General features: G+C 62.6%; 31 protein-coding genes and 1 tRNA gene. 13 read left to right on the forward strand and 19 right to left on the reverse strand.

The window, feature by feature from the left end; translation table 11 throughout:
- Nucleotides 1-15 precede the first annotated feature (15 nt).
- A tRNA-Arg gene (locus EV660_RS17990) sits at nucleotides 16-92 on the forward strand.
- Nucleotides 93-131: 39 nt separating this feature from the next.
- Here the strand turns inward: EV660_RS17990 and EV660_RS17995 are convergent.
- The 18 genes from EV660_RS17995 to EV660_RS18065 all read right to left on the reverse strand — a co-directional run bounded on the left by EV660_RS17995 (nucleotide 132) and on the right by EV660_RS18065 (nucleotide 7848).
- Complete coding sequence (locus tag EV660_RS17995; protein ID WP_134047602.1) at nucleotides 132-1202, reverse strand: tyrosine-type recombinase/integrase; 1071 nt, start codon at nucleotides 1200-1202, stop codon at nucleotides 132-134.
- Nucleotides 1178-1402, reverse strand: coding sequence for a helix-turn-helix transcriptional regulator (locus EV660_RS18000; protein ID WP_134047603.1), 225 nt, complete (start codon nucleotides 1400-1402; stop codon nucleotides 1178-1180). The genes EV660_RS17995 and EV660_RS18000 overlap by 25 nt, the downstream gene beginning before the upstream one ends.
- Nucleotides 1399-1569: a hypothetical protein gene (locus tag EV660_RS18775; protein ID WP_168800681.1), complete on the reverse strand. Its 171-nt coding sequence runs from the start codon at nucleotides 1567-1569 to the stop codon at nucleotides 1399-1401. Before EV660_RS18775 ends, EV660_RS18000 begins: the two co-directional genes overlap by 4 nt.
- Nucleotides 1562-1840, reverse strand: coding sequence for a hypothetical protein (locus EV660_RS18005; RefSeq protein ID WP_134047604.1), 279 nt, complete (start codon nucleotides 1838-1840; stop codon nucleotides 1562-1564). The genes EV660_RS18775 and EV660_RS18005 overlap by 8 nt, the downstream gene beginning before the upstream one ends.
- The gene (locus EV660_RS18780; RefSeq protein WP_168800682.1) at nucleotides 1837-2004 is read right to left on the reverse strand and encodes a hypothetical protein; all 168 of its coding nucleotides are present in this window, start codon (nucleotides 2002-2004) and stop codon (nucleotides 1837-1839) included. Before EV660_RS18780 ends, EV660_RS18005 begins: the two co-directional genes overlap by 4 nt.
- Before the next feature lie 15 nt (nucleotides 2005-2019).
- Nucleotides 2020-2235, reverse strand: a complete 216-nt coding sequence (locus EV660_RS18010) for a hypothetical protein (protein WP_134047605.1) — start codon at nucleotides 2233-2235, stop codon at nucleotides 2020-2022.
- A gap of 45 nt (nucleotides 2236-2280) precedes the next feature.
- Nucleotides 2281-2901, reverse strand: a complete 621-nt coding sequence (locus tag EV660_RS18015; RefSeq protein WP_134047606.1) for a methyltransferase — start codon at nucleotides 2899-2901, stop codon at nucleotides 2281-2283.
- A gap of 207 nt (nucleotides 2902-3108) precedes the next feature.
- Nucleotides 3109-3744 (reverse strand): HNH endonuclease signature motif containing protein, encoded by a 636-nt coding sequence (locus EV660_RS18020; protein WP_134047607.1) that lies wholly within the window; start codon nucleotides 3742-3744, stop codon nucleotides 3109-3111.
- A complete protein-coding gene (locus EV660_RS18025) occupies nucleotides 3741-3995 on the reverse strand; it encodes a hypothetical protein (RefSeq protein ID WP_134047608.1) in 255 nt (84 codons plus the stop codon). Before EV660_RS18025 ends, EV660_RS18020 begins: the two co-directional genes overlap by 4 nt.
- An 11-nt stretch (nucleotides 3996-4006) precedes the next feature.
- Nucleotides 4007-4279 carry a hypothetical protein gene (locus EV660_RS18030; protein ID WP_134047609.1) on the reverse strand — a complete coding sequence of 91 codons (273 nt, stop codon included), beginning with the start codon at nucleotides 4277-4279 and terminating at the stop codon, nucleotides 4007-4009.
- Entirely contained in the window at nucleotides 4276-4452 is a 177-nt protein-coding gene (locus tag EV660_RS18785; RefSeq protein WP_168800683.1) for a hypothetical protein, read from the reverse strand. The genes EV660_RS18030 and EV660_RS18785 overlap by 4 nt, the downstream gene beginning before the upstream one ends.
- The gene (locus EV660_RS18035; protein ID WP_311638418.1) at nucleotides 4449-5369 is read right to left on the reverse strand and encodes a DUF5131 family protein; all 921 of its coding nucleotides are present in this window, start codon (nucleotides 5367-5369) and stop codon (nucleotides 4449-4451) included. The genes EV660_RS18785 and EV660_RS18035 overlap by 4 nt, the downstream gene beginning before the upstream one ends.
- A complete protein-coding gene (locus EV660_RS18040; protein ID WP_134047610.1) occupies nucleotides 5366-6028 on the reverse strand; it encodes a hypothetical protein in 663 nt (220 codons plus the stop codon). The genes EV660_RS18035 and EV660_RS18040 overlap by 4 nt, the downstream gene beginning before the upstream one ends.
- Nucleotides 6028-6225, reverse strand: a complete 198-nt coding sequence (locus EV660_RS18045) for a hypothetical protein (RefSeq protein ID WP_134047611.1) — start codon at nucleotides 6223-6225, stop codon at nucleotides 6028-6030. Before EV660_RS18045 ends, EV660_RS18040 begins: the two co-directional genes overlap by 1 nt.
- Nucleotides 6226-6411: 186 nt before the next feature.
- Nucleotides 6412-6663: a hypothetical protein gene (locus tag EV660_RS18050; protein WP_134047612.1), complete on the reverse strand. Its 252-nt coding sequence runs from the start codon at nucleotides 6661-6663 to the stop codon at nucleotides 6412-6414.
- Between the two features lie 35 nt (nucleotides 6664-6698).
- Complete coding sequence (locus EV660_RS18055) at nucleotides 6699-6992, reverse strand: hypothetical protein (protein ID WP_134047613.1); 294 nt, start codon at nucleotides 6990-6992, stop codon at nucleotides 6699-6701.
- Nucleotides 6993-7007: 15 nt separating this feature from the next.
- Complete coding sequence (locus tag EV660_RS18060) at nucleotides 7008-7328, reverse strand: hypothetical protein (RefSeq protein ID WP_134047614.1); 321 nt, start codon at nucleotides 7326-7328, stop codon at nucleotides 7008-7010.
- Nucleotides 7329-7440: 112 nt separating this feature from the next.
- Nucleotides 7441-7848 carry a helix-turn-helix domain-containing protein gene (locus tag EV660_RS18065; RefSeq protein WP_134047615.1) on the reverse strand — a complete coding sequence of 136 codons (408 nt, stop codon included), beginning with the start codon at nucleotides 7846-7848 and terminating at the stop codon, nucleotides 7441-7443.
- Nucleotides 7849-7885: 37 nt separating this feature from the next.
- Here EV660_RS18065 and EV660_RS18070 point away from each other — a divergent pair, with 37 nt between their 5' ends.
- A complete protein-coding gene (locus tag EV660_RS18070; RefSeq protein ID WP_184409744.1) occupies nucleotides 7886-8119 on the forward strand; it encodes a helix-turn-helix domain-containing protein in 234 nt (77 codons plus the stop codon).
- 138 nt (nucleotides 8120-8257) lie between these two features.
- On the opposite strand, the gene EV660_RS18075 is transcribed toward EV660_RS18070, so the two are convergent.
- Nucleotides 8258-8560, reverse strand: coding sequence for a hypothetical protein (locus tag EV660_RS18075; protein WP_134047617.1), 303 nt, complete (start codon nucleotides 8558-8560; stop codon nucleotides 8258-8260).
- Nucleotides 8561-8626: 66 nt separating this feature from the next.
- Between EV660_RS18075 and EV660_RS18080 the strand changes: the two genes are divergently transcribed.
- The 11 genes from EV660_RS18080 (at nucleotide 8627) to EV660_RS18130 (ending at nucleotide 16852) form a co-directional block, all read left to right on the forward strand.
- Nucleotides 8627-8971: a hypothetical protein gene (locus tag EV660_RS18080; protein WP_134047618.1), complete on the forward strand. Its 345-nt coding sequence runs from the start codon at nucleotides 8627-8629 to the stop codon at nucleotides 8969-8971.
- Nucleotides 8971-9900, forward strand: coding sequence for a hypothetical protein (locus EV660_RS18085; protein ID WP_134047619.1), 930 nt, complete (start codon nucleotides 8971-8973; stop codon nucleotides 9898-9900). Before EV660_RS18080 ends, EV660_RS18085 begins: the two co-directional genes overlap by 1 nt.
- 525 nt (nucleotides 9901-10425) lie before the next feature.
- A complete protein-coding gene (locus EV660_RS18090; protein WP_134047620.1) occupies nucleotides 10426-10623 on the forward strand; it encodes a hypothetical protein in 198 nt (65 codons plus the stop codon).
- Entirely contained in the window at nucleotides 10620-10958 is a 339-nt protein-coding gene (locus tag EV660_RS18095; RefSeq protein ID WP_134047621.1) for a hypothetical protein, read from the forward strand. Before EV660_RS18090 ends, EV660_RS18095 begins: the two co-directional genes overlap by 4 nt.
- Nucleotides 10958-11461, forward strand: a complete 504-nt coding sequence (locus EV660_RS18100; protein ID WP_168800685.1) for a DUF1937 family protein — start codon at nucleotides 10958-10960, stop codon at nucleotides 11459-11461. The genes EV660_RS18095 and EV660_RS18100 overlap by 1 nt, the downstream gene beginning before the upstream one ends.
- A 42-nt stretch (nucleotides 11462-11503) precedes the next feature.
- Nucleotides 11504-11908, forward strand: a complete 405-nt coding sequence (locus EV660_RS18985; protein ID WP_246028982.1) for a hypothetical protein — start codon at nucleotides 11504-11506, stop codon at nucleotides 11906-11908.
- A complete protein-coding gene (locus EV660_RS18110; protein WP_134047623.1) occupies nucleotides 11908-12522 on the forward strand; it encodes a hypothetical protein in 615 nt (204 codons plus the stop codon). Before EV660_RS18985 ends, EV660_RS18110 begins: the two co-directional genes overlap by 1 nt.
- Entirely contained in the window at nucleotides 12519-14297 is a 1779-nt protein-coding gene (locus EV660_RS18115; RefSeq protein ID WP_134047624.1) for a DNA primase family protein, read from the forward strand. Before EV660_RS18110 ends, EV660_RS18115 begins: the two co-directional genes overlap by 4 nt.
- 434 nt (nucleotides 14298-14731) lie before the next feature.
- On the forward strand, nucleotides 14732-15382 hold the full coding sequence (locus tag EV660_RS18120) for a hypothetical protein (protein WP_134047625.1): 651 nt from the start codon (nucleotides 14732-14734) through the stop codon (nucleotides 15380-15382).
- Between the two features lie 265 nt (nucleotides 15383-15647).
- Entirely contained in the window at nucleotides 15648-15857 is a 210-nt protein-coding gene (locus EV660_RS18125) for a hypothetical protein (protein WP_168800686.1), read from the forward strand.
- A 359-nt stretch (nucleotides 15858-16216) separates the two neighbouring features.
- Nucleotides 16217-16852: a hypothetical protein gene (locus EV660_RS18130; RefSeq protein ID WP_134047627.1), complete on the forward strand. Its 636-nt coding sequence runs from the start codon at nucleotides 16217-16219 to the stop codon at nucleotides 16850-16852.
- Nucleotides 16853-16856 lie beyond the last annotated feature (4 nt).

Raw genomic sequence — 16856 nt, forward strand, 5'->3', positions numbered from 1 at the left:
ATAGACGCATCAGAAGCACCCATAGCTCAGCTGGATAGAGCGCTGCCCTCCGAAGGCAGAGGTCAGAGGTTCGAATCCTCTTGGGTGCGCCATTTCATAAAATAGCCGTTGAAAACATTAAGCTTTTCCAATCATATTGGAAACTTTTCAACGCGGTTTCCCGTGTTCTGTTCCTGTTCCGCCCCCAAAATGCCCTTCTGATCTGCTGCGCGGGTGTAGTGCGCGATCTCGCTGAGGGACTGGTGGCCGGTCCATGCGCCGATTTGTGAAGCGGTTGCGCCTGCCTCTGCGAGGGCGCTGGCGCGGGCCTTGCGCAGGCCGTGGGCGGTGCAGTCGTCGGGCAGGCCTGCGGCGGTGGCGGCGCGGCTGAGCCATTGTGACAGCCCCTTGACTGAGCGCGGTTTGCCCGATCGCGTGACGATCCATTGCAGGCGGTCACCGGGCAGGGCGGCGCGGAAATGTGTGTGGTCTTGTGCCATGCGCTGCGCCCAGGCGGGCAGGGTGCGCACAGGGCATGTGGCGGGGCTGTGTGTCTTGGCTTGTGTGTAGCTGAGCCAGCCGCCGGAATCGACCATCTGCCAGCCCAGCCGCGCGGCATCGACGCAGCGCGCGCCTGTCCAGTAGATCACCTCCATTGCGGTGCGTTCGGCTGTGCCTGGCTGCCAGTGGTCGCGATAGGCCTCGATCTCGGCCGGGGTCCATTGGCGGTGCGGGGTCACCTCGCCGCGTGGTTTGCGCAGCCCTGCCGAGGGGTCGGCGGCAATCATGCCTTCATCGAGCGCGAAGCGCAGGATCGAGCGCCACGCTTTGAGCCGGTTTGCGGCGGCGCCATGCGTCAGTTTGCGGATGTCGCGGCGCAGGTGATCGGGGCGCAGGTCGCGCAGCAGGGCATCGCCTGCCTTTTCGCGGATGCGTTCCAGTGTCCTGCGCCAGACTGCGCGGCTGCTGGGGGCCATGCGCGCGTAATCGCTGGAGGCGAGATAGCGTTCGATCAGTTCTGCGATGCTGCCCGCTGCGGCGCGCGTGCGCGGGCGTGTTGGCGCAGTGCCTGCGGCAGCATAGGCGGCAAGGAATTCGGGGTGGTTTTCGGGCAGGTCTGGCAGCGGGTGCAGCGCTGTGCCAACGCGGCGGTAGATGTAGCGCTTGCCGTTTTTCTTGGTGATGACCTTTATTCCGGTCAGTCGCCGAAGGCCGTGTCGCATGTGTTCTCTCCGGTGCTTTCAGTGGGCAGGCTGGAAGCATAGGCCTCTAGGTCGATTCGGTCATAGAGTTTTCGCCCGCCCAGCAGGCGGCGCTGGATGGGCAATGTGCGCAGCGTGCTGGCGCTGACGCCCAGATATGCGGCCGCTTCGGGCGCGGGCAGCAGGCGCGGCGGGTAGCTGAGGGTGGCGCGGATGGTCATGGGGTGGCGTCCTTCCGCGCTTCTGCAGTTTTCCTGTCAATGATGTCTGCGAACTGGCGCAGGGCGGCAGATATAAACTCTGGTTCAGCGCCAGCATTCAGCCATTTCTGAACGGGTTCCATCATTTCATCAGCAAATAGTTTGCTGGTGTCGGGGTTGTCAGTCACGGGATTTCTCCTGTAGAGCGGCGCTCGGCTCAATAGGGGCTGTTGACGACGATGCATCTCGGATAGATTTCCACATTCTTTCGCCCTTCTGGTTTTCCAATTCTGGGTTTCCAGTCATGCGAGATATGCACCACTCGTCAGCGTCATTTTTGATGCGTTTAATTAAATCCCGCAACCGCGCCACCTCGTCCTCTGCGGCATCCAGCTTTGCGTCATAGCGCGCGATCATTGCCGCGATTTGCGCCGCGATCTGTTCCTGTGTGATGGTCATGGCTGGCGCTCCGATCTGGTGCTGGCGGGCAGGCGGGGTGGGGTTGCGCCGGGCATGGTGGCGAATTCGGGCCGGTGCAGGGCCAAGGCGCAGCGCAAGGCGAGGTTTTCATTGACCAGCGCGAGGATGGCGCGGTCGTGGTCGGTTCGGGGCAGGTGCTGCATCGGGCGTCCTTTGGTTCAGGGGGTGTTCGGGGTGGCGCTGCGGGTTCTGTGGTCGCCTGCGGGCGCGATCCGCGCGACGATGGTGGCGGCGATGCGGTGGGCCTTTTCTTTCTCGGGCGGCTGGTCGGGGCTGTCCCAGTCGGGCAGGTCGGGTTGCAGCAGTTTCAGCCCGCCTGTGTAGATCTGTTCAGCGATGCGTGTGGCGAGGTCTGTGCTGGCGGGGTCTGTCATTGGGCGCTCTCCGTGAATTTTGTGGTTTCGTTGGGGGCTTGAGGTTCATGTGTAATCTTCCGGCTTTTCCAGCCGCTTCCGGCAGGGTGGTATCCAGTGGAAACGTGTTTGCTTGATCTCTGCGCACAAGTCCCAGACCAGCCAGCAATATGCGGTCGCGGTGCTGCCCTTGGCTGATAGCTTGCCCTTGTGCATGACAACCCGTTCAGTGAATTGCAGAATGTCTGTTGGTGGCGTCACGCTGAAAAGCCTGCTGTGACGCCCAACGCCCTCAAGAAATGCGCTGCGAACAATCACAGCCACACCTTCCTCGCTGGTGTTGATCGCGCGCTCGATGAATTGCTCGGCGAGGCGAAAGGGGGGATTTGTGATTGTCCAGTCCACCATATTGGGCAGCGGGCCGAACAAGTAATCCTGAACCCGATATCCAGCGCCATAATCGAATATGTCGCTGGCATCGACGTAGGCGAAATGCTCGGCCAGCGGCTTAACCATGTGACCGCGATTGGCGGCAGGTTCGCGGGCCAGACAGAAAGAGGGTAGCCCCTCTGCGGATAGCCACTCACACAGCGCCCGGGTTGCCCACGGCGGGGTGGGAAAGTCATCGAGGCTATCATGCGGCTCTGATCGGCGCTGCATTACCGCGCTGCTGGTGTTCTGCGTCATTGGGCGCGGCCTGTCGGTGTGTCGTGATAGCGGGATTCGAGTCTTGCAACCTTCGCTTTGAGGCGGGCGTTTTCGGAGCGCAGTTTCTCGATCGTTTCGGACGGGCCGCCGGGCTTTCGATTGGCGCGCCGCCATCCTTCTCGGCAGTCTGGGCAGGCTCGAAAGTGATCGTGCGGCTTGGGTTTGCCGCAAGCGTTGCATCTATGCTCAGCCATCGGCTTTTGCCTCTCTGATTGCGTGTTCCAGGCGGGCTGTGGCCATCAGGGTTGGGCGCAGCTCTGCCGGGGCGGTGTCGTAATTGATGCCTTTCTTCGCGCCTGCGAGGCGGGGCAGAAGGGCGCGGGGCACCAGATCCCAGTTGTCGGGGTCGGTGTTCTGGCGGTTGCCGTCGCGGCATTTCAGCGCGTGGCCTTTGGGCACGGGGCCGTTCACCGCTTCCCAGTTGATCACATGGACAAATTTCCAGCGGCGCTGGAACGGCAGGTCATTGTTGACCTTGCGCTGCAGGTAGCCGCCCTTGGCCACGCGTTCTGTGCCGATGGGTTTTGCCAGTTTGGCGGCGCGGCCGGAGGGTTGGCCCTTTTTGAACCAGCCCTTTTCACAGCCCGGCGCGATATAGCCCTTGCGGCCCTTGTTGACGGGCACATTGCCCTTCGGGAAGCAGCCGGTGCGGCCTGTTTTCCAGCCCTTGCGGGTGCAGAGCGCCTTGAAGTTATCAAAGCTCACGTCATCGCGGCCAAACTGCGCGACAAATTGCGCGTGCAGGGGGCGGCGCGGCTGAGTCTGGCGCGCCTCGATCCAGTCCAGCTCAGTTGTGCTATAGATGATCTGGCGGCCCTTCATTCGCTGATCTCGCGCGGGCTGGCGCTGCCGATCTGAGGTAAGTGGGGCAGAACGGCCTTGCCGTGATCGGCGTAGAGTTTTGCCGCTTTCAGCTGCGTGTTGGCGCTGCCGGTGATCTGGTCGGCCAGATCGCGCACGGCCTCGGACCGCTTTATCTCTGTCTCGAGGTCTTCTTTCGACAGCTGCGGGTCGATGACGCGGTCGAGCTGCGCAAACAGGGCGGCTTGCAGGTCGGATAGGGAGTTCGGCATGTGCTTTCCTCTCAGTAGAGCAATGTGACGGGCGCGGCGGCGTTGCCTGCGGTCACGGCGAAGATGTGCAGCGCCAGCAGGGTGGCCCCGAGGGCGAGCAGCAGCCACAGGATCGGGCGCAGGGTGGCGATCCATTCGCCGATGCGGTCGCGGCGGATTTCGGGGCTGTTGTGGCGCTCGAACGTGTCGGCCATGCGCGCGGCCTGTTCGGGCGTGTAGCCTTTGGCGCGCCGCGCCTTGATGTCCTGTTCCAGCCAGTCATGGATATGCGGGGGGATGGTCACGTGTCGGACTCCTTCTTGCTGCGGCGGGCGGCTGCGGCGGTCATGGCTTCGCAGGCGGCGGTGCGGCTGATCTTGCCGCGCGAGAGTTCATCGAGCAGCGCGCGGGCGCTGGCGCGTTGTTCTTCGGTCGCGGCCTGGGTGGCGTGGTGGGTGAGGGCTGTGCGGTCCATCATGCGGCCCCCGGCAGTTCGTTCCACTCGCGCCCGTCCAGCAGGCGGCCGGCGGCTTTCTTGCCGCGTTTGTCCATCACCCACGCATCCCGATTATATGCCATAAGGCCGGAAGTGATGCTGCCGTCCGGGCGGACGATCACCGCCCTGTTTGCATTCAGAAGGTCGCCGGGTTGGGCGCAGCGCCTCGGTGCCCACTCCCCCCACTGCTTGAAGTGGAACGCCACGCCAGCGGCCGCGCACTGATCGCGCAGGGACCGCGCCCAATCCGGGTGCATGGGTCGAGCGCTCGGGCCGCTCTCGCCGCCGCAGATGACCCAATGCAAACCAATGCCGAGATAGTTTGGGTGGCGAATTACTCGGCGCGTCGCCTCGATCAGGTCAACCGGCCCGTGCATGGGTTCGCAGGACAGGAAGCGCACGCGGGCAGGAACGGCCTTCAGTTGCGGGATGCGTCTGTTTGCCTCGGTCTGGTTCTCGACCGTGGTGCCAAGCCACACCCGTTCCCAGCCCTCGCCCCAGCCATCCGGAAGCATCCGCTCGATGTTCTGCGGGCGCTTGGTCAGCAGCAGCCAGTCCAGATGCGGCGTGTCCGCGATCATCTGCCACAGATCGGCGCGCCATTCCGGCTGGATCGAGGGGTGATTGTCGAACACGTCCGCCAGCGAGGCGCAGAAAACGCGGGCGCGCTTGCCTGCCTTCTCTGCCGCCCTGTTCCACGCCAGCGGCTTGCGCCAGTTGGCCGCGCTGGTGCGCGTGCGCGTGGCGTGTGGCCCCCAGCGGCTTTCCCGCTGTTGCAGGCCGCGCGCATCCCATGTTTCCGCATAGCAGTGATCGCAGCCGGGGCTGACTTTCTGGCAGCCGATCCACGGATTGAAGGTGTGATCTGTCCATTCGATATTGCTGTTCTCAGCCATCATGCGGCCCCTTTCAGAACGCGGCGGTCGTGGTCGGCCTGGGTGCGGCCCTGATGGTGCAGGTCGTAGCGCTTGATGCCCCATTGAATGGCGCGCATGCACCAGACCAAGCGGAAGCTGGGTTGCATCAGGTGGCTGCTGTGTTCCCAGAAATCCGCATTCGGGTATTCGCCGGTCACCGGGCATTTCCAGCCGCAGGCTTTGGAGAGGGATTGGTCGAGCGTTTCGCAGGCCTCGAGCAGGTCGTCATCTTCTGCGGCTTTGAGGATGCGGTCCTGATCGGGCTTGTCGAACTGTTCGACCCACAGGTTCATGTCGCTGCGGATCGTCTGTTCATAGCGTTCGGCGCTGAATTCCGCCTCGCCCCCGCGCCGGTCCACGGATTCCAGTTTCTCGCGCCAGTAGTTAGGATTGATCCGGTCTTCGCGGGTGTAGTCCGGGCCTGCGTCACGGAAGAATTTAAACATGTCGCGCATGCGGGAGAATGTGTAGCTGCCGCAATCGCCGCTGATGGCCAGATGGCCGGGCCATGTGTTGAGGCGGAAATGATAGGCGCTGGCGCCGGGCCTGCCGAAATAGAGGCTGCGATGCACGCCCTGATCCAGTTCGATCGTCAGGCGGTGGCCGCGCACATCGTCAAGAAAGCGTTTCTGGTCAGCCATCATGCAGCCCCCGGCGGGGTGGAGTTATCGGACCGGGGCAGGCGCGACTGGATCACGCGCTGGCCGAAGGCCTGTTTGGCGATGGTCCATGCGGTTTTGCGCAGCCGGTCGCTGTGCAATGTGGTCGGATTGGCGACTATGGCGCGGGCAAGTGTTTCCTGTGCGGCCAATGTTCTGTCGAAATTCTGCACACTCATGATGTGCCCCCTTTCCTGTTTGGATGGGGATAAAATGCCTGTCAGGAATATTCCTGTCAACAATAAAAATTCCTGTTGAGAATATTCTGGCGGCTGTGTTCCGAATCACCCTGCCCGCGTCAGGGTGCAGCGCGCATGAAAAAGCCCCGCGCGAGGCGGGGCTTTGGGTGGGTTTGCTTGTCAGGTTCAGGACAGGCAGAGGAACAGGTGGTTCCATGCGCCGGACATGTATTGCGGGGCGTAGGCCTGTGTGCTGGAGGCAAATTCGGCGCGTTTGTTGACAGTGCCGCAGATCCGGGATGCTTCGCGGGTCACATCATTGTCCACTGTGCCGCTGGGGGACTGGATCGTCACGCTGTCGCCGTTAAAGCCTGTTGCCGCGATCGGGGCGCAGGCGGTGATTGCCAAGGCGGCAAGGATGGGGAGTGTGAATTTCATATATCTGTTCCTTTTGAAGGCTGTCGCGTGGGGGTCTAGTCACTGGTTTCGACGATGATTTTCTTGCCGCGGGTGAACATGACGAAGAGGCCGAGGATCAGCGCGCCTGCGGCCCAGATCATGATCAGCATCATCGCGCCCAGGGCGGTGCCCACTTCTGCGCCTGCGCGTTCATATTCATTGGTCATGCCTTGCATGGACTGGCCCGCATCGCCTAGCCCGCTGATCAGGGCGAAGAGCATCAGGGCGTTGAAGCCAAGGAACAGCAGCAGGAAAAACCAGCCGATGATCCCGCGTTTGCGTTTTTCAACTCGGGTTACTGTTGGCATCGGACGGCCCTTTCTTCAGTCAATGAAGCCGTGCTGGCGCGCGGTTGCGGCAATGGCGCGGCAATGGGCGCGCCGGGCGCTGTCGGACATGTCGGATTGGGTGAATTCGACCAGGGCGATCTGGCCGGTCAGGCTGGAGGCAAAACCCATATCGGAGTGGTCCACATTGGCGTCGATATAGGCGTCGATCGCGTCATGGTCGAAGCTGAGATCGCAGAGCGTTTCAGAGCCCAGAAGCGTGCCAAGGTCGCTGGCGATGCGCGCGTTTTCCATGTTGAAGGCCTGTGCGGCCGGGGCCAAGGCGAGGCAGAATGCAAGTATGAAGGATTGTTTCACAGAGATTCACTTTCGTTTAACGGGTTGGAATTGACTTCATGAAGGGGTGGCATGTAACGTGAACATTTTAAGAACTAGGGTGTTTGCATGCTGGAAGAGTTCAGGAAAATCCTCATGGAACTGGATGACGCTCATTTTCAGAGTCTGCGTCACGCTCTAGCAAATTCTCTGCGCGAACAAGGCGCGCCATATCGAGCCAGCCGCGCTGGCGATCTGGCGGAAGGGCGCGGAACGCCTCGATCAAAGCCAGCTCCTGAGGGGCGCGATCGTCGTCAAACAGATCACTCAGCTTGACGCCAAGAGCAGATGCGATTTGCTGGAAGACGCGGATTGTCGTGCCGTCATTATACTTTTCTATTTTCGAAATGTGCGACTGCTGCAGCCCGGCCATATCAGCTAGCTGTTGTTGCGTAAGGCGGCGCTCACGCCGCAATTTCGCTACGATATTCTTGTGTTTTCCCATGAAATTATAATGCCTTACGCGCGCTTTTAATGACAAATAACCTGTGGGAATAATCATGCTTGACAGGAATATTCCTGTCAGTCATATTTTGCCCATGATGACACTTCATGAATATCTGAAAAGCAACGCGATCCGCCAAATGGATTTTGCTCCGCGCATTGGCGTCACGCAGGGGACGGTTTCGCGTTTCTGCACCGGGCGCGCGGTCCCCGATATCATTACGGCGGCGAAAATTCAGAAAGAGACCGATGGTGCCGTTCCGATGGCCGTATGGGCCCCGGAGGAATACCGGCTGGGCGCGCAGACCCCGCAAAAAGGAGTTGTGTGATGGCATCTGTGACCGCTGATCTGGTCCCGATGGTCGCGCCGCGCGCTGTGCGTGTTGCTCAGCCATCTGATTCGCCTGCGGTGCCCTGCGCGCGGGATGTCACCTGTGATCTGGTGCCGTTTGCGCCCGCGCGCGCAATCAGGGTTTGTGATCGGGGAGGGCGATGACAATGCCCTGTGCGTCGAGCCAGCCCTTCATCCGCCCTGCGGCCGGAATGCAATCCACCAGCCGCAAGGCCATTGCGGCGTTGAGATTGAATGTGTGTGTCGCGCCGTCGGCATCGGTCAGGCGTAAGACAATGCCGTCGGACATGCCTTGCACGGCAAGGCCGGTCGCAAGCGGTGCATCCGAGATTTCGGCTTTTGTCGCGGCGCTGGGTGATGTGGTGGCCAATGTGTCTTGCCAGCGTCTGAACTGCGCTGTGGTGAATGTTCCGGGCATGGGTCGCGCCTTTGTCCGATGGGTGATGAGCGATTCTGGCGTGTTTTATGGCAAAGGATCTGTGTGATGGCATCTGTGACCTCTTTTTCTGCATCTGGTAAGAAATGTCGCACGGTTTCGCGGCCTGTGTCGTCCGGCAATGTTGCCGGTGTGTTCGCCGGAGCGCTTCCGGTTAAAAATAAGCGTGCCGCGTTGGACCCTCACGGGATGCATCGTGAGTTTCCCGATATCTGGGCTGAATACCTGCATAAATATTACGGCGGTCGGCGCGGGCGCATTATTGAAGAGTTCGGTGTGGATGACCGCACGGCACGGGCTTGGTTGTCGAAGCTGAATAAACCAAGTGGCCCGAAAGTTGCGCTGGCTGCTGCGCGACATCCTGAGTTTTTTGCCGCGATTGAGGCCGCGTGATGCGGGCCGGGGATGCGCGCGCGGCGTTGCAGGATGCGGTGGCGCGGCAGTCTGCGGGCCTGACGCTGGTTGCGCGCCTGGAGAGTTTGGCCGGCGCGCTGGAAGAAAGCGGCTTTGGCGTGGATCTGGATATTGACCTTTTGTCGGTCGGTCGCGCGTCTGTGCTGATGCAGGTCGAGATTCCGGCGGGGTTGGCGGATGCAGCGCCGGGTGTCGAGGTCGCGGCGGAGCGGGTGCCAGCGGCGGTGAAGCCTGCGCAGAGGGCCAAGGTCAAGGGGCGTGCCGCGGGGCGTGGTCCGCGCTGGTCAGAGGCAGATAAGGCGCAGCTGGTCGAGATGGTGGCGCGCGGGGTTGCGCCTGTCGAGATTGCACGGCGGTTGGGTCGGCCTTTGCCCGGCACGCGCAAGATGATCAGCAATCTGACTGCCAAGGGGCCAAATTCGCGGCGCAAGGGGGGCGAGGTTGCGGTGGAAGCCGCTGCGCCTGTCGTCAGGCCTGAACCTGTGGCGGAATCAGAGCCTGCGCCGGTGCCGCCTGCTGCCCCGCCTATTGTCGGGGTGGTGGTTTCTGCTGCGGATGTGGTGGAAGCTGCGCCAAAGCCGGAGGCTGGGGCGGGTTCGGGTCGCGTTTCTGCGCAGTCCCCGATCGAGGGTATGGATGCGGGCGATGTGACGGCTGCCATGTTCAAGGCGCATTTGCTGTGGCTGTATGGCGGCGCACTCGATCGGGACCAGCTGGCCTGTGATCTGGAACTGGTCGAGTTGCTGCTGACGACCGGGTCGGCGCAGGCTGTGGCGCAGGAATTCGACTGGCCAAAGGAGCAAGTGATTGCCCGTTGGGGCGCATTGCGCCACGGGCTGCCTGTCACACTGGATTTGCAAGCGCGCCTGCATGGCGCGTTGCGCGCCCTGTCTGCGAGGGCGGCATGAACAACAGCGCGCAGTCATCGTCTATGGCGACCATCACAACACACCCTCAGTCGGGCGGTGATTGCGTGCGCGTTGCCCCACAGCCGGAAACCGGGACACGTAAGGCTGTGGGGAGAGTTTCGAATACCCGCGTGAGTTCCCTCCTCCCAAGTTGCGCGGGCCAAGCTGGCGGGGTGGCCGCATCACTGCCCCGTCAGCGCCAAGTCACCCCTGCCGCAGGGGCCGCGATTGCGGATAGTGCGGCATCTTCCTGTTGGAACTGCCCCGGCTGGTTTTCTAACCTGCCAGTCGGGGACTTTTTCAAGCCGCTTTCCTGCCTGCGCCTGATGGGTGCAGCCATGAGCGCGGCGGGGTTGCGCCCGTCACTGGCGCGGAAATTGTCGGCTGGTGCACCAGTCCGAACGCCCGCGAAAATGCGCAAAGACTTTGCCAGTCCCGCGCTCGACCTGTGCACTGCTCTGCACGCCACCTGGCGGGGTTTCGGCCCTGCCGTTTTTTCTGCAATCGCTGTGAGTGGGGTGCGTGATGACGCCTGAGCGGTTAGAGGTTTTGCGGCGTCATTGCGCCTCGATCACCAGTCTGGAAGAGTTGGACGGGTTCCGCGACGGGCTGCGCGCATCGCGCGAGTATGAGGGCGCGATTGTGGGCCTGTGCATCGCGCGGGAAAAGGCGTTGTTTCGCCGCGAGCCGGTGAGGCCCTTGCGAAAGCGGGGTGGGGCATGAGCGTGGTGTTGCGCTTGCGGTCCGAGGATGATCTGCGCGCGGCGATGGCGGCGGATGCCCGCGCGATCGAGGCGGCGACCGCGCATTGGCGCGAGGATGTTGGTGTCGGGCGCAAGCCTGCGAATATCGGGAAATTTCATGCCGGGTCTGCGACGGGCAGGCTGCTGGGCCAGATGGCGCCGGGGGTCTGGTATTGTTCGACCCGCGCGGGCGAGATTTTGGGCGTGCCCTCGATGCGGGCGGCGGATGTGTTGCGCCAGCTGGCGCGCGCGGGCCATGTGGCGCGGCGCGACTGCCCCGAGCTGGGCCGTCCTGTTTATGCGAGGGATGCATGATGCCGGTCGCGGCTGTGATGTCGCGGGTGCGCGACTTGCCTGCATCGCCGCTGGTGCATTGGGGGGCAACGCCTGCGCATGTGGCGCGGTTCTGCCGGGGGCGTCTGGCCTATCTGGCCAGCCCCGTGACCACGCGCGCCGCGACCGAGGCCGCGCAGGGCGATGCGGGCTGGTATATTCTGGAGCGCTTGGCGCTGGAATGCGCGCTGGACATGGATGCGCTGGCGCAGGCCGGTGTCAGCGCTGTCAGCCCTGTGGCGCAGGCCCTGAGCATGATCCGCGCGCGCGGGCGCAGCGATATTCTGCATGGGCCGATGGGGCTGTTGGATCGGGATGGCTGGATGCGCTGGGGCGCGCCGCTGTTGCGCGTCTCAAGCGCAGTGGTGGTCGCGGATCGCCCTGGCTGGGCAGAGTCGCGCGGGGTCGCGGCCGAGGTCGATTATGCGCTGTCGGTCAACATGATGGTGTTTTTTGCGCCCGCGCGGCCAGAGGCTTTGGGCTGATGGCGTGGCGGCAGGTTGGCGCGGTTCTGAGAGGGGAATGTGATGGGCGATGTGAGACATGCGGAGGCATTCTCCACCTATGTCGAAAATCGGAAATTGGCCGAGGATCTGGCTGTGTTGCTGACAGTGACTCCGCGCGAGATATCGGTGCCGTTCTGTGTGGCGGTGCTGGACCATCTGGGCACGGGGATGCCAGTGGCCGAGAGCGCCTTTCGTGATCTGCGCGAGGATGCCGGATTCTGGGCCGCGACTGCGGGCCCGCATGAATTGCGCGAATATCTGGGCGCGGCCTGCCGCGAAATCGCGCGCAATGGCACGGGCGCAAATATGGCGCTGGGGGCGCGCAAGCGGTTGCTGCTGGATTTGTGGCAATCCCTGCCAGAGGCCGACCGGCGCAAGTTTCTGGGCCGTGTGGACCCCAAGGGCGTGTTTCGGGGGGCTGCGTGATGGTGGACAGACCGATCATATTCAGCGCGCCGATGGTGCGGGCGCTTCTCGACGGGCGCAAGACGCAGACGCGGCGCAAGCTGCCTGTGCCGCCCCCGTTTGATTCACAAGACGATATTGATGCGCCGGTCGCAGCGGGCTTTATCGAACCGAAATATCGGCGCGGCGACCGCCTCTATGTGCGCGAGGCTTGGGCCGCTCTGGACGCCTGCACACACAACGATCCGGGGGCTCAGGCGCTGGCAGATCGCGGTTTCTATCGCGCCGACCATACGGTTGACTGCGGAGACGTTTCGCGCTGGCGTCCATCCATCCACATGCCCCGCTGGGCGTCCCGCCTGACGCTGACCGTGACGGACGTGCGCGTGCAGCGGTTGCAGGACATCAGCGAGGCGGATGCGGTGGCGGAAGGTATCGAAGGCGATCCCGTAAATGCATGGCGCTGCTATCAACCCGAGCCAAAAGGGCAGACGCATTGGGCGTGCCCGCGCGAGAGCTTCCGCACCCTCTGGAACAGCCTGCACGGCCCTGACGCTTGGGACGCGAACCCTTGGGTCTGCGCGCTGAGTTTCACTGTCCATCGCGGCAATATCGACCAGATGGGTGAGGCATGAGCGACGATCCGTTTGACAGCATTCCGCCGATCGGGGCCGAGCCGGACGCCCCTGCACCCCGAGAGGATGACCCGTTTTCCGAGTTGCTGGCGCAAGGGGCCAGTTATGACCTGAATGACAATGGCAATGCGCGTCGGTTCGCACTGTATTTCGGCGAGAATCTGATCTGGGTGCCGCGCATGGGCTGGTATGTCTGGGATGGCACCAGATGGGCGCGGGACAAGGATGAAATTGAGGTCAAGCGCCTGTGTCAGGAATTGGGCGATCTGGTCAAGCGCGAGGTCTGGACCCTGCGGCTGGGCGACCGGCAGATGGACCTGATCGAGGCCGAGCAATCGCTGATTGACGAGCGTGAGGGCTGGCAGGCCGCGACGGATGACCAGGGCAAGCTGACAGCGGATGCGGAAGCGCGGATTCGCCAGATCAATGTCCAACTGGCCGAGATTGGCAAGCTGAAGAAAAGCCTGTCAGATATTCGCGCCGCGCATCGCCGCTTTGCGATACAGGCCGGAAATGGCGCGCGCATGAAGTCGATGCGCGAAGAGGCCGGGGTCAAGCTGTCCCGCCGCCTCGATGATCTGGACGCGCAGCCGCTGGAATTGAACACGCTCTCGGGCGTGGTGCGGTTTACGGTCGATCGCGAAGACGGGCGGCGCTATGCCAATGTCGAGCTGATGCCGCATGCGCGCGCGCAGCTGCACACCAAGATCATGCCGGTGCGCTATGAGGCCGATTGTGCCGACCCGCCGGAATGCCCGCAATTCGACGCCTTTCTGGCGCGGATTCAGCCGGACCCGGTGATGCGCCAGTTTCTGATGCGGTCATTTGCCCTGGCGATGACCAGGCTGATCGAGCAGAAGCTGTGGTTTCTGTATGGCATGGGGGCCAATGGCAAGTCGGTGCTGGTCGATCTGATGGCGCGGATCGCGGGCGACTATGCCGCCACCGCCAAGATTGAATCGCTGACAGGCACCAACCGGCGCGGAGGTGGCGATGCCACGCCTGATCTGGTGCCGCTGATCGGCGCGCGGATGGTGCGCGCGGCGGAACCCGATGAGGGGATGCGCTGGCAGGAGGGCCTGATCAAGGACCTGACCGGGGGCGAGCCGATCCTTGTGCGCGCGCTGCATTCCGATTTTGTCGAAGTGCGGCCCTGTTTCAGCCTGTTCATTTCCGGCAACCACAAGCCCGATATTCGCGGCACGGATGACGGGATCTGGCGGCGGCTGATGCTGGTGCCGTTCGATGTGCAGATCCCCAAGGATGAGCAGATCCCGAAGCGGGAGCTTGATGACATTCTCTTTGCCGAGCGGGACGGCATATTCCGCCAGCTGGTGGGCTATCTGGGAGATTATCTGGAGCGCGGTTTGCGCGAGCCGGACAAGGTGTTGGAGGCCACATCGGAGTTCCGCGAGGAAAGTGACCCCTATGGGGCGTTTCTGGAGGATGCCTGTGTCGTCTCTGGCAACCCAGAAGACACGATCGAGGCGCGCGAGTTGGTGCTGTGTTTCCATTTCTGGATGATGTCGCGGGGCGAGGGTGCGTTCAAGGACCGCACTGTCGCGCTGGCGCTGGCGGACCGGTCGCGACGATGGGCCAGCAAGCGCACGGGCCAGAAATTCACCGCGCGCAAATCTGGCGGCACCAAGCGATATGACGGCATTCGGCTGTCTGACCTGTTCGCGCGCGAATGGGGTGCCGCGCATAAGGACGCGCAGGGCCGCGCCATCGCGCCCAATTCCGGCGGCGACAGCGGCGCGCAGGGCGCGTTCTGAGCCATCCCTGCACCCTGCTGAGGGTCATTGCGGGGACGATGGGGACGATAACGGGGCGGGCAGGGACGATGAATGCGGGGTCCGGGGGTGCGGGGCTGACTGGTTTAGGCAAGCAAAAGCAAGGGGTTATGTGATGGGCAGGGACGATGGGGACGATAGGGACGATAAATGCGGGGTTCCGCGTGTGCGCGCGCGCGACGTGTTCGCATTGGTCGTCAAAGGGGCAAAAGGCATTCTTACGCGTAGGTGGAAAATATCATCCCTATCGTCCCTATCGTCCCTTTTAGGGGGTCAAGGCATTGAAAAGACAGGGAAGGATTTGTGCGATCTGGCGCAAAAGAACGTCCCTTTTTTCGGGGTTATCGTCCCCATCGTCCCTGAGTTGAGGGCGGGAAAACAACAGAATGTATGTGGCTAGGCAAGAGGCGCAAAATATGGTGGTGGCAATGCGGCAGATACAGGCAGAGCGGGCAGTCAAGCAGCAGATCGGGGTCAAGGCGCTGCTGGAATGGGCCTTCGGGGCAGAGCGCGCCTCGGTCGAGTTTGATGAGGTGGGTGTGGCCCCTGTCGGGGTGGACACGATCTGGCTGCTGATGCAGCGCGGGCGATTGGGCTGCAAGGTGGATGGGGGCCGCTATGGCGGGGGCGCGCAATCGGCCTCGGATGCAGAGATCGTGGCGGCGATTGTGGCCGCGCTGCCGGTGGCGCAGGGCGGGCGCGGCATGGCGGTGCGGATTGCGGAACTGGCGCGCGCGGGCCTGTCGCCGGAATACTTTCCGGATGCTTCTCCGCGTGTGGTGCCGCTGGAGATGCGGCGCAGCAAGTATGGGCTGTTTGCCACGACAGTTGATGCGCGCGACATCCAGTTCGCGGGCTTTGGCCGCTTCCCGGTCAAGGATAGCCGCTGCTGCCCGGTGCGCGTGGTGCCAACCGCGCAGCAGATCGGCGCGGCGCGACGCTTCTGGCTGGACTGGGTGGGTGCGCTGATGTTCCTGCAAGCTGAGTTGCGCATGGCCGGTCTGTCGCATTGGGAGGTGACGGATGAGCTGCCGCCGATTGCGCCGTGGCGTGGGGGTGCGGTGTGATGGGCAACGGAAACAGGATACAACCGTCAGACATTGCGGCGCTGCGCGATCTCCTTTCAAAGCCCGGCGGCTTGGAGGCCGTCTTGGCCGAAGTGGAAGCCCAAAAGCGGCGGGCCGCAACGCGGTCAGATTTTGACAGATGGTCAAGGGTGATGGGCTATCCTGTCAGCCAGCTTTCGGGGGTTCCCGGTGAGAAGGTCCGCCCGCGATACATTCGCCTGAGCCTGTGGCAGCGTCTGCGCGCTTGGTGGGCGGGGTTGCTGTGATGGGGCAGATGCAGCGCAGGGCGCGGATTAAGCGGGAGTTGCAGGGTAAGGCGCGGGCCAAGGTGCGGCGGTTGGAATGTCCGTTTACTGTCCTGAGTGTGAGATATGAGCTTGCGGGCGAGGCTATGGTGGCCGCCGCGCTGGCGCTTGGTGGGGCGCTGATCAGGCAAAATCGTGGCGGTGAAGAGCGGGGTTGCTGTGATGGCTGAGGATCGGGTCTGCGCGTGGTGTGGTGGGGCGATTGTGGGGAAGCGGGCGGAAGCGCGGTATTGCTCGAAGAGCTGCAAAAAGAAACGACACTATCATGAGAATAAAGATTACTATGCTGAAAAGGCTCGTCGCCATCGAATAGAAAATCCGGGCTTCCACAAAGAAAGGGTCTCCAAATGGAGGGCTGACAACCTCGAGAAAATAGCAGAGTACAACGCCCAATACGATAAAATTAATGCTTCGAGACGAAGGCGGCGTGTTCGGGCATGCTACCGCCGCCGTGCTGCCGAACGCAACATGCAATCCTTCCTGACTTCCCTTCCTAAACTTAAGCGATGATAGACAAGGAGAAATCATCATGACCAATGAGCTGACACTTGACCAGGCGCGGGATATGGATGCTGCCGCGCTGCGGGCGATCTTCGATGAGGCGCTGTCGCAACTGGACCTGTTTCTGCGGGACGCCTGCATCTGTTATCTCGCGCTGCTCGATCAGGGTGCCGAATTGCCTTTGCTTCACCCTGCCTTTCGCCATGCCGAAGCGATTGCGACTGGTGCGCTGTCGCCGCGCGTGGCGATGCGTCACGCGACAAATCGGAACATCATCGGGGCGATGGCGGGCTTGCCGCTGGATTTGCAGGATCGGCTGGTCGATGGCGAGAAGGTGAAGATTGCGGTTATGAGCGATCAGGGCCGCATTCATTCGGATGAGGTCTGTCTGGAGCAGATGTCGCCTGAGCAGATGCGCCGCGCGTTCGGGGCCGATGGTGTGCGCGATTGGCAGGTGCAGGGTGAGTTGCTGATCAAGGGGCAGAGTGTGCAGAGCAGTCGCGCGCCAAGTAAGCCAGTGATCCGTGTGGACCGTGAGACGCGGGATATAATTATCAACCGCGTCCGTGTCAGCCCGGAGGATTTGGAGCCAGCGTTTGCGGCGCTTGGGCTTCAGGTCAAGCCCTTCATGAAGGGGCGGTTCAAGCCCGTGCGGATCACTTGAGAAA

Origin of the sequence: Roseinatronobacter bogoriensis DSM 18756 (assembly GCF_004366635.1) — a bacterium.
Lineage (GTDB): Bacteria > Pseudomonadota > Alphaproteobacteria > Rhodobacterales > Rhodobacteraceae > Roseinatronobacter > Roseinatronobacter bogoriensis.

Excerpts from the sequence above, each read along its gene's own strand:
- EV660_RS18095 (WP_134047621.1), top strand. The coding sequence starts at position 10,620 with ATGAGCGTGGTGTTGCGCTTGCGGTCCGAGGATGATCTGCGCGCGGCG.
- EV660_RS18130 (WP_134047627.1), top strand. The coding sequence starts at position 16,217 with ATGACCAATGAGCTGACACTTGACCAGGCGCGGGATATGGATGCTGCC.
- EV660_RS18985 (WP_246028982.1), top strand. The coding sequence starts at position 11,504 with ATGGGCGATGTGAGACATGCGGAGGCATTCTCCACCTATGTCGAAAAT.
- EV660_RS18070 (WP_184409744.1), top strand. The coding sequence starts at position 7,886 with ATGATGACACTTCATGAATATCTGAAAAGCAACGCGATCCGCCAAATG.
- EV660_RS18045 (WP_134047611.1), bottom strand. The coding sequence starts at position 6,225 with ATGAGTGTGCAGAATTTCGACAGAACATTGGCCGCACAGGAAACACTT.
- EV660_RS18050 (WP_134047612.1), bottom strand. The coding sequence starts at position 6,663 with ATGAAATTCACACTCCCCATCCTTGCCGCCTTGGCAATCACCGCCTGC.
- EV660_RS17995 (WP_134047602.1), bottom strand. The coding sequence starts at position 1,202 with ATGCGACACGGCCTTCGGCGACTGACCGGAATAAAGGTCATCACCAAG.
- EV660_RS18080 (WP_134047618.1), top strand. The coding sequence starts at position 8,627 with ATGGCATCTGTGACCTCTTTTTCTGCATCTGGTAAGAAATGTCGCACG.
- EV660_RS18065 (WP_134047615.1), bottom strand. The coding sequence starts at position 7,848 with ATGATTATTCCCACAGGTTATTTGTCATTAAAAGCGCGCGTAAGGCAT.
- EV660_RS18010 (WP_134047605.1), bottom strand. The coding sequence starts at position 2,235 with ATGACAGACCCCGCCAGCACAGACCTCGCCACACGCATCGCTGAACAG.
- EV660_RS18085 (WP_134047619.1), top strand. The coding sequence starts at position 8,971 with ATGCGGGCCGGGGATGCGCGCGCGGCGTTGCAGGATGCGGTGGCGCGG.
- EV660_RS18005 (WP_134047604.1), bottom strand. The coding sequence starts at position 1,840 with ATGACCATCACACAGGAACAGATCGCGGCGCAAATCGCGGCAATGATC.
- EV660_RS18055 (WP_134047613.1), bottom strand. The coding sequence starts at position 6,992 with ATGCCAACAGTAACCCGAGTTGAAAAACGCAAACGCGGGATCATCGGC.
- EV660_RS18020 (WP_134047607.1), bottom strand. The coding sequence starts at position 3,744 with ATGAAGGGCCGCCAGATCATCTATAGCACAACTGAGCTGGACTGGATC.
- EV660_RS18035 (WP_311638418.1), bottom strand. The coding sequence starts at position 5,369 with ATGATGGCTGAGAACAGCAATATCGAATGGACAGATCACACCTTCAAT.
- EV660_RS18025 (WP_134047608.1), bottom strand. The coding sequence starts at position 3,995 with ATGCCGAACTCCCTATCCGACCTGCAAGCCGCCCTGTTTGCGCAGCTC.
- EV660_RS18075 (WP_134047617.1), bottom strand. The coding sequence starts at position 8,560 with ATGCCCGGAACATTCACCACAGCGCAGTTCAGACGCTGGCAAGACACA.
- EV660_RS18090 (WP_134047620.1), top strand. The coding sequence starts at position 10,426 with ATGACGCCTGAGCGGTTAGAGGTTTTGCGGCGTCATTGCGCCTCGATC.
- EV660_RS18100 (WP_168800685.1), top strand. The coding sequence starts at position 10,958 with ATGCCGGTCGCGGCTGTGATGTCGCGGGTGCGCGACTTGCCTGCATCG.
- EV660_RS18115 (WP_134047624.1), top strand. The coding sequence starts at position 12,519 with ATGAGCGACGATCCGTTTGACAGCATTCCGCCGATCGGGGCCGAGCCG.
- EV660_RS18780 (WP_168800682.1), bottom strand. The coding sequence starts at position 2,004 with ATGCAGCACCTGCCCCGAACCGACCACGACCGCGCCATCCTCGCGCTG.
- EV660_RS18785 (WP_168800683.1), bottom strand. The coding sequence starts at position 4,452 with ATGATGGACCGCACAGCCCTCACCCACCACGCCACCCAGGCCGCGACC.
- EV660_RS18125 (WP_168800686.1), top strand. The coding sequence starts at position 15,648 with ATGGGGCAGATGCAGCGCAGGGCGCGGATTAAGCGGGAGTTGCAGGGT.
- EV660_RS18110 (WP_134047623.1), top strand. The coding sequence starts at position 11,908 with ATGGTGGACAGACCGATCATATTCAGCGCGCCGATGGTGCGGGCGCTT.
- EV660_RS18015 (WP_134047606.1), bottom strand. The coding sequence starts at position 2,901 with ATGACGCAGAACACCAGCAGCGCGGTAATGCAGCGCCGATCAGAGCCG.
- EV660_RS18120 (WP_134047625.1), top strand. The coding sequence starts at position 14,732 with ATGGTGGTGGCAATGCGGCAGATACAGGCAGAGCGGGCAGTCAAGCAG.
- EV660_RS18040 (WP_134047610.1), bottom strand. The coding sequence starts at position 6,028 with ATGGCTGACCAGAAACGCTTTCTTGACGATGTGCGCGGCCACCGCCTG.
- EV660_RS18000 (WP_134047603.1), bottom strand. The coding sequence starts at position 1,402 with ATGACCATCCGCGCCACCCTCAGCTACCCGCCGCGCCTGCTGCCCGCG.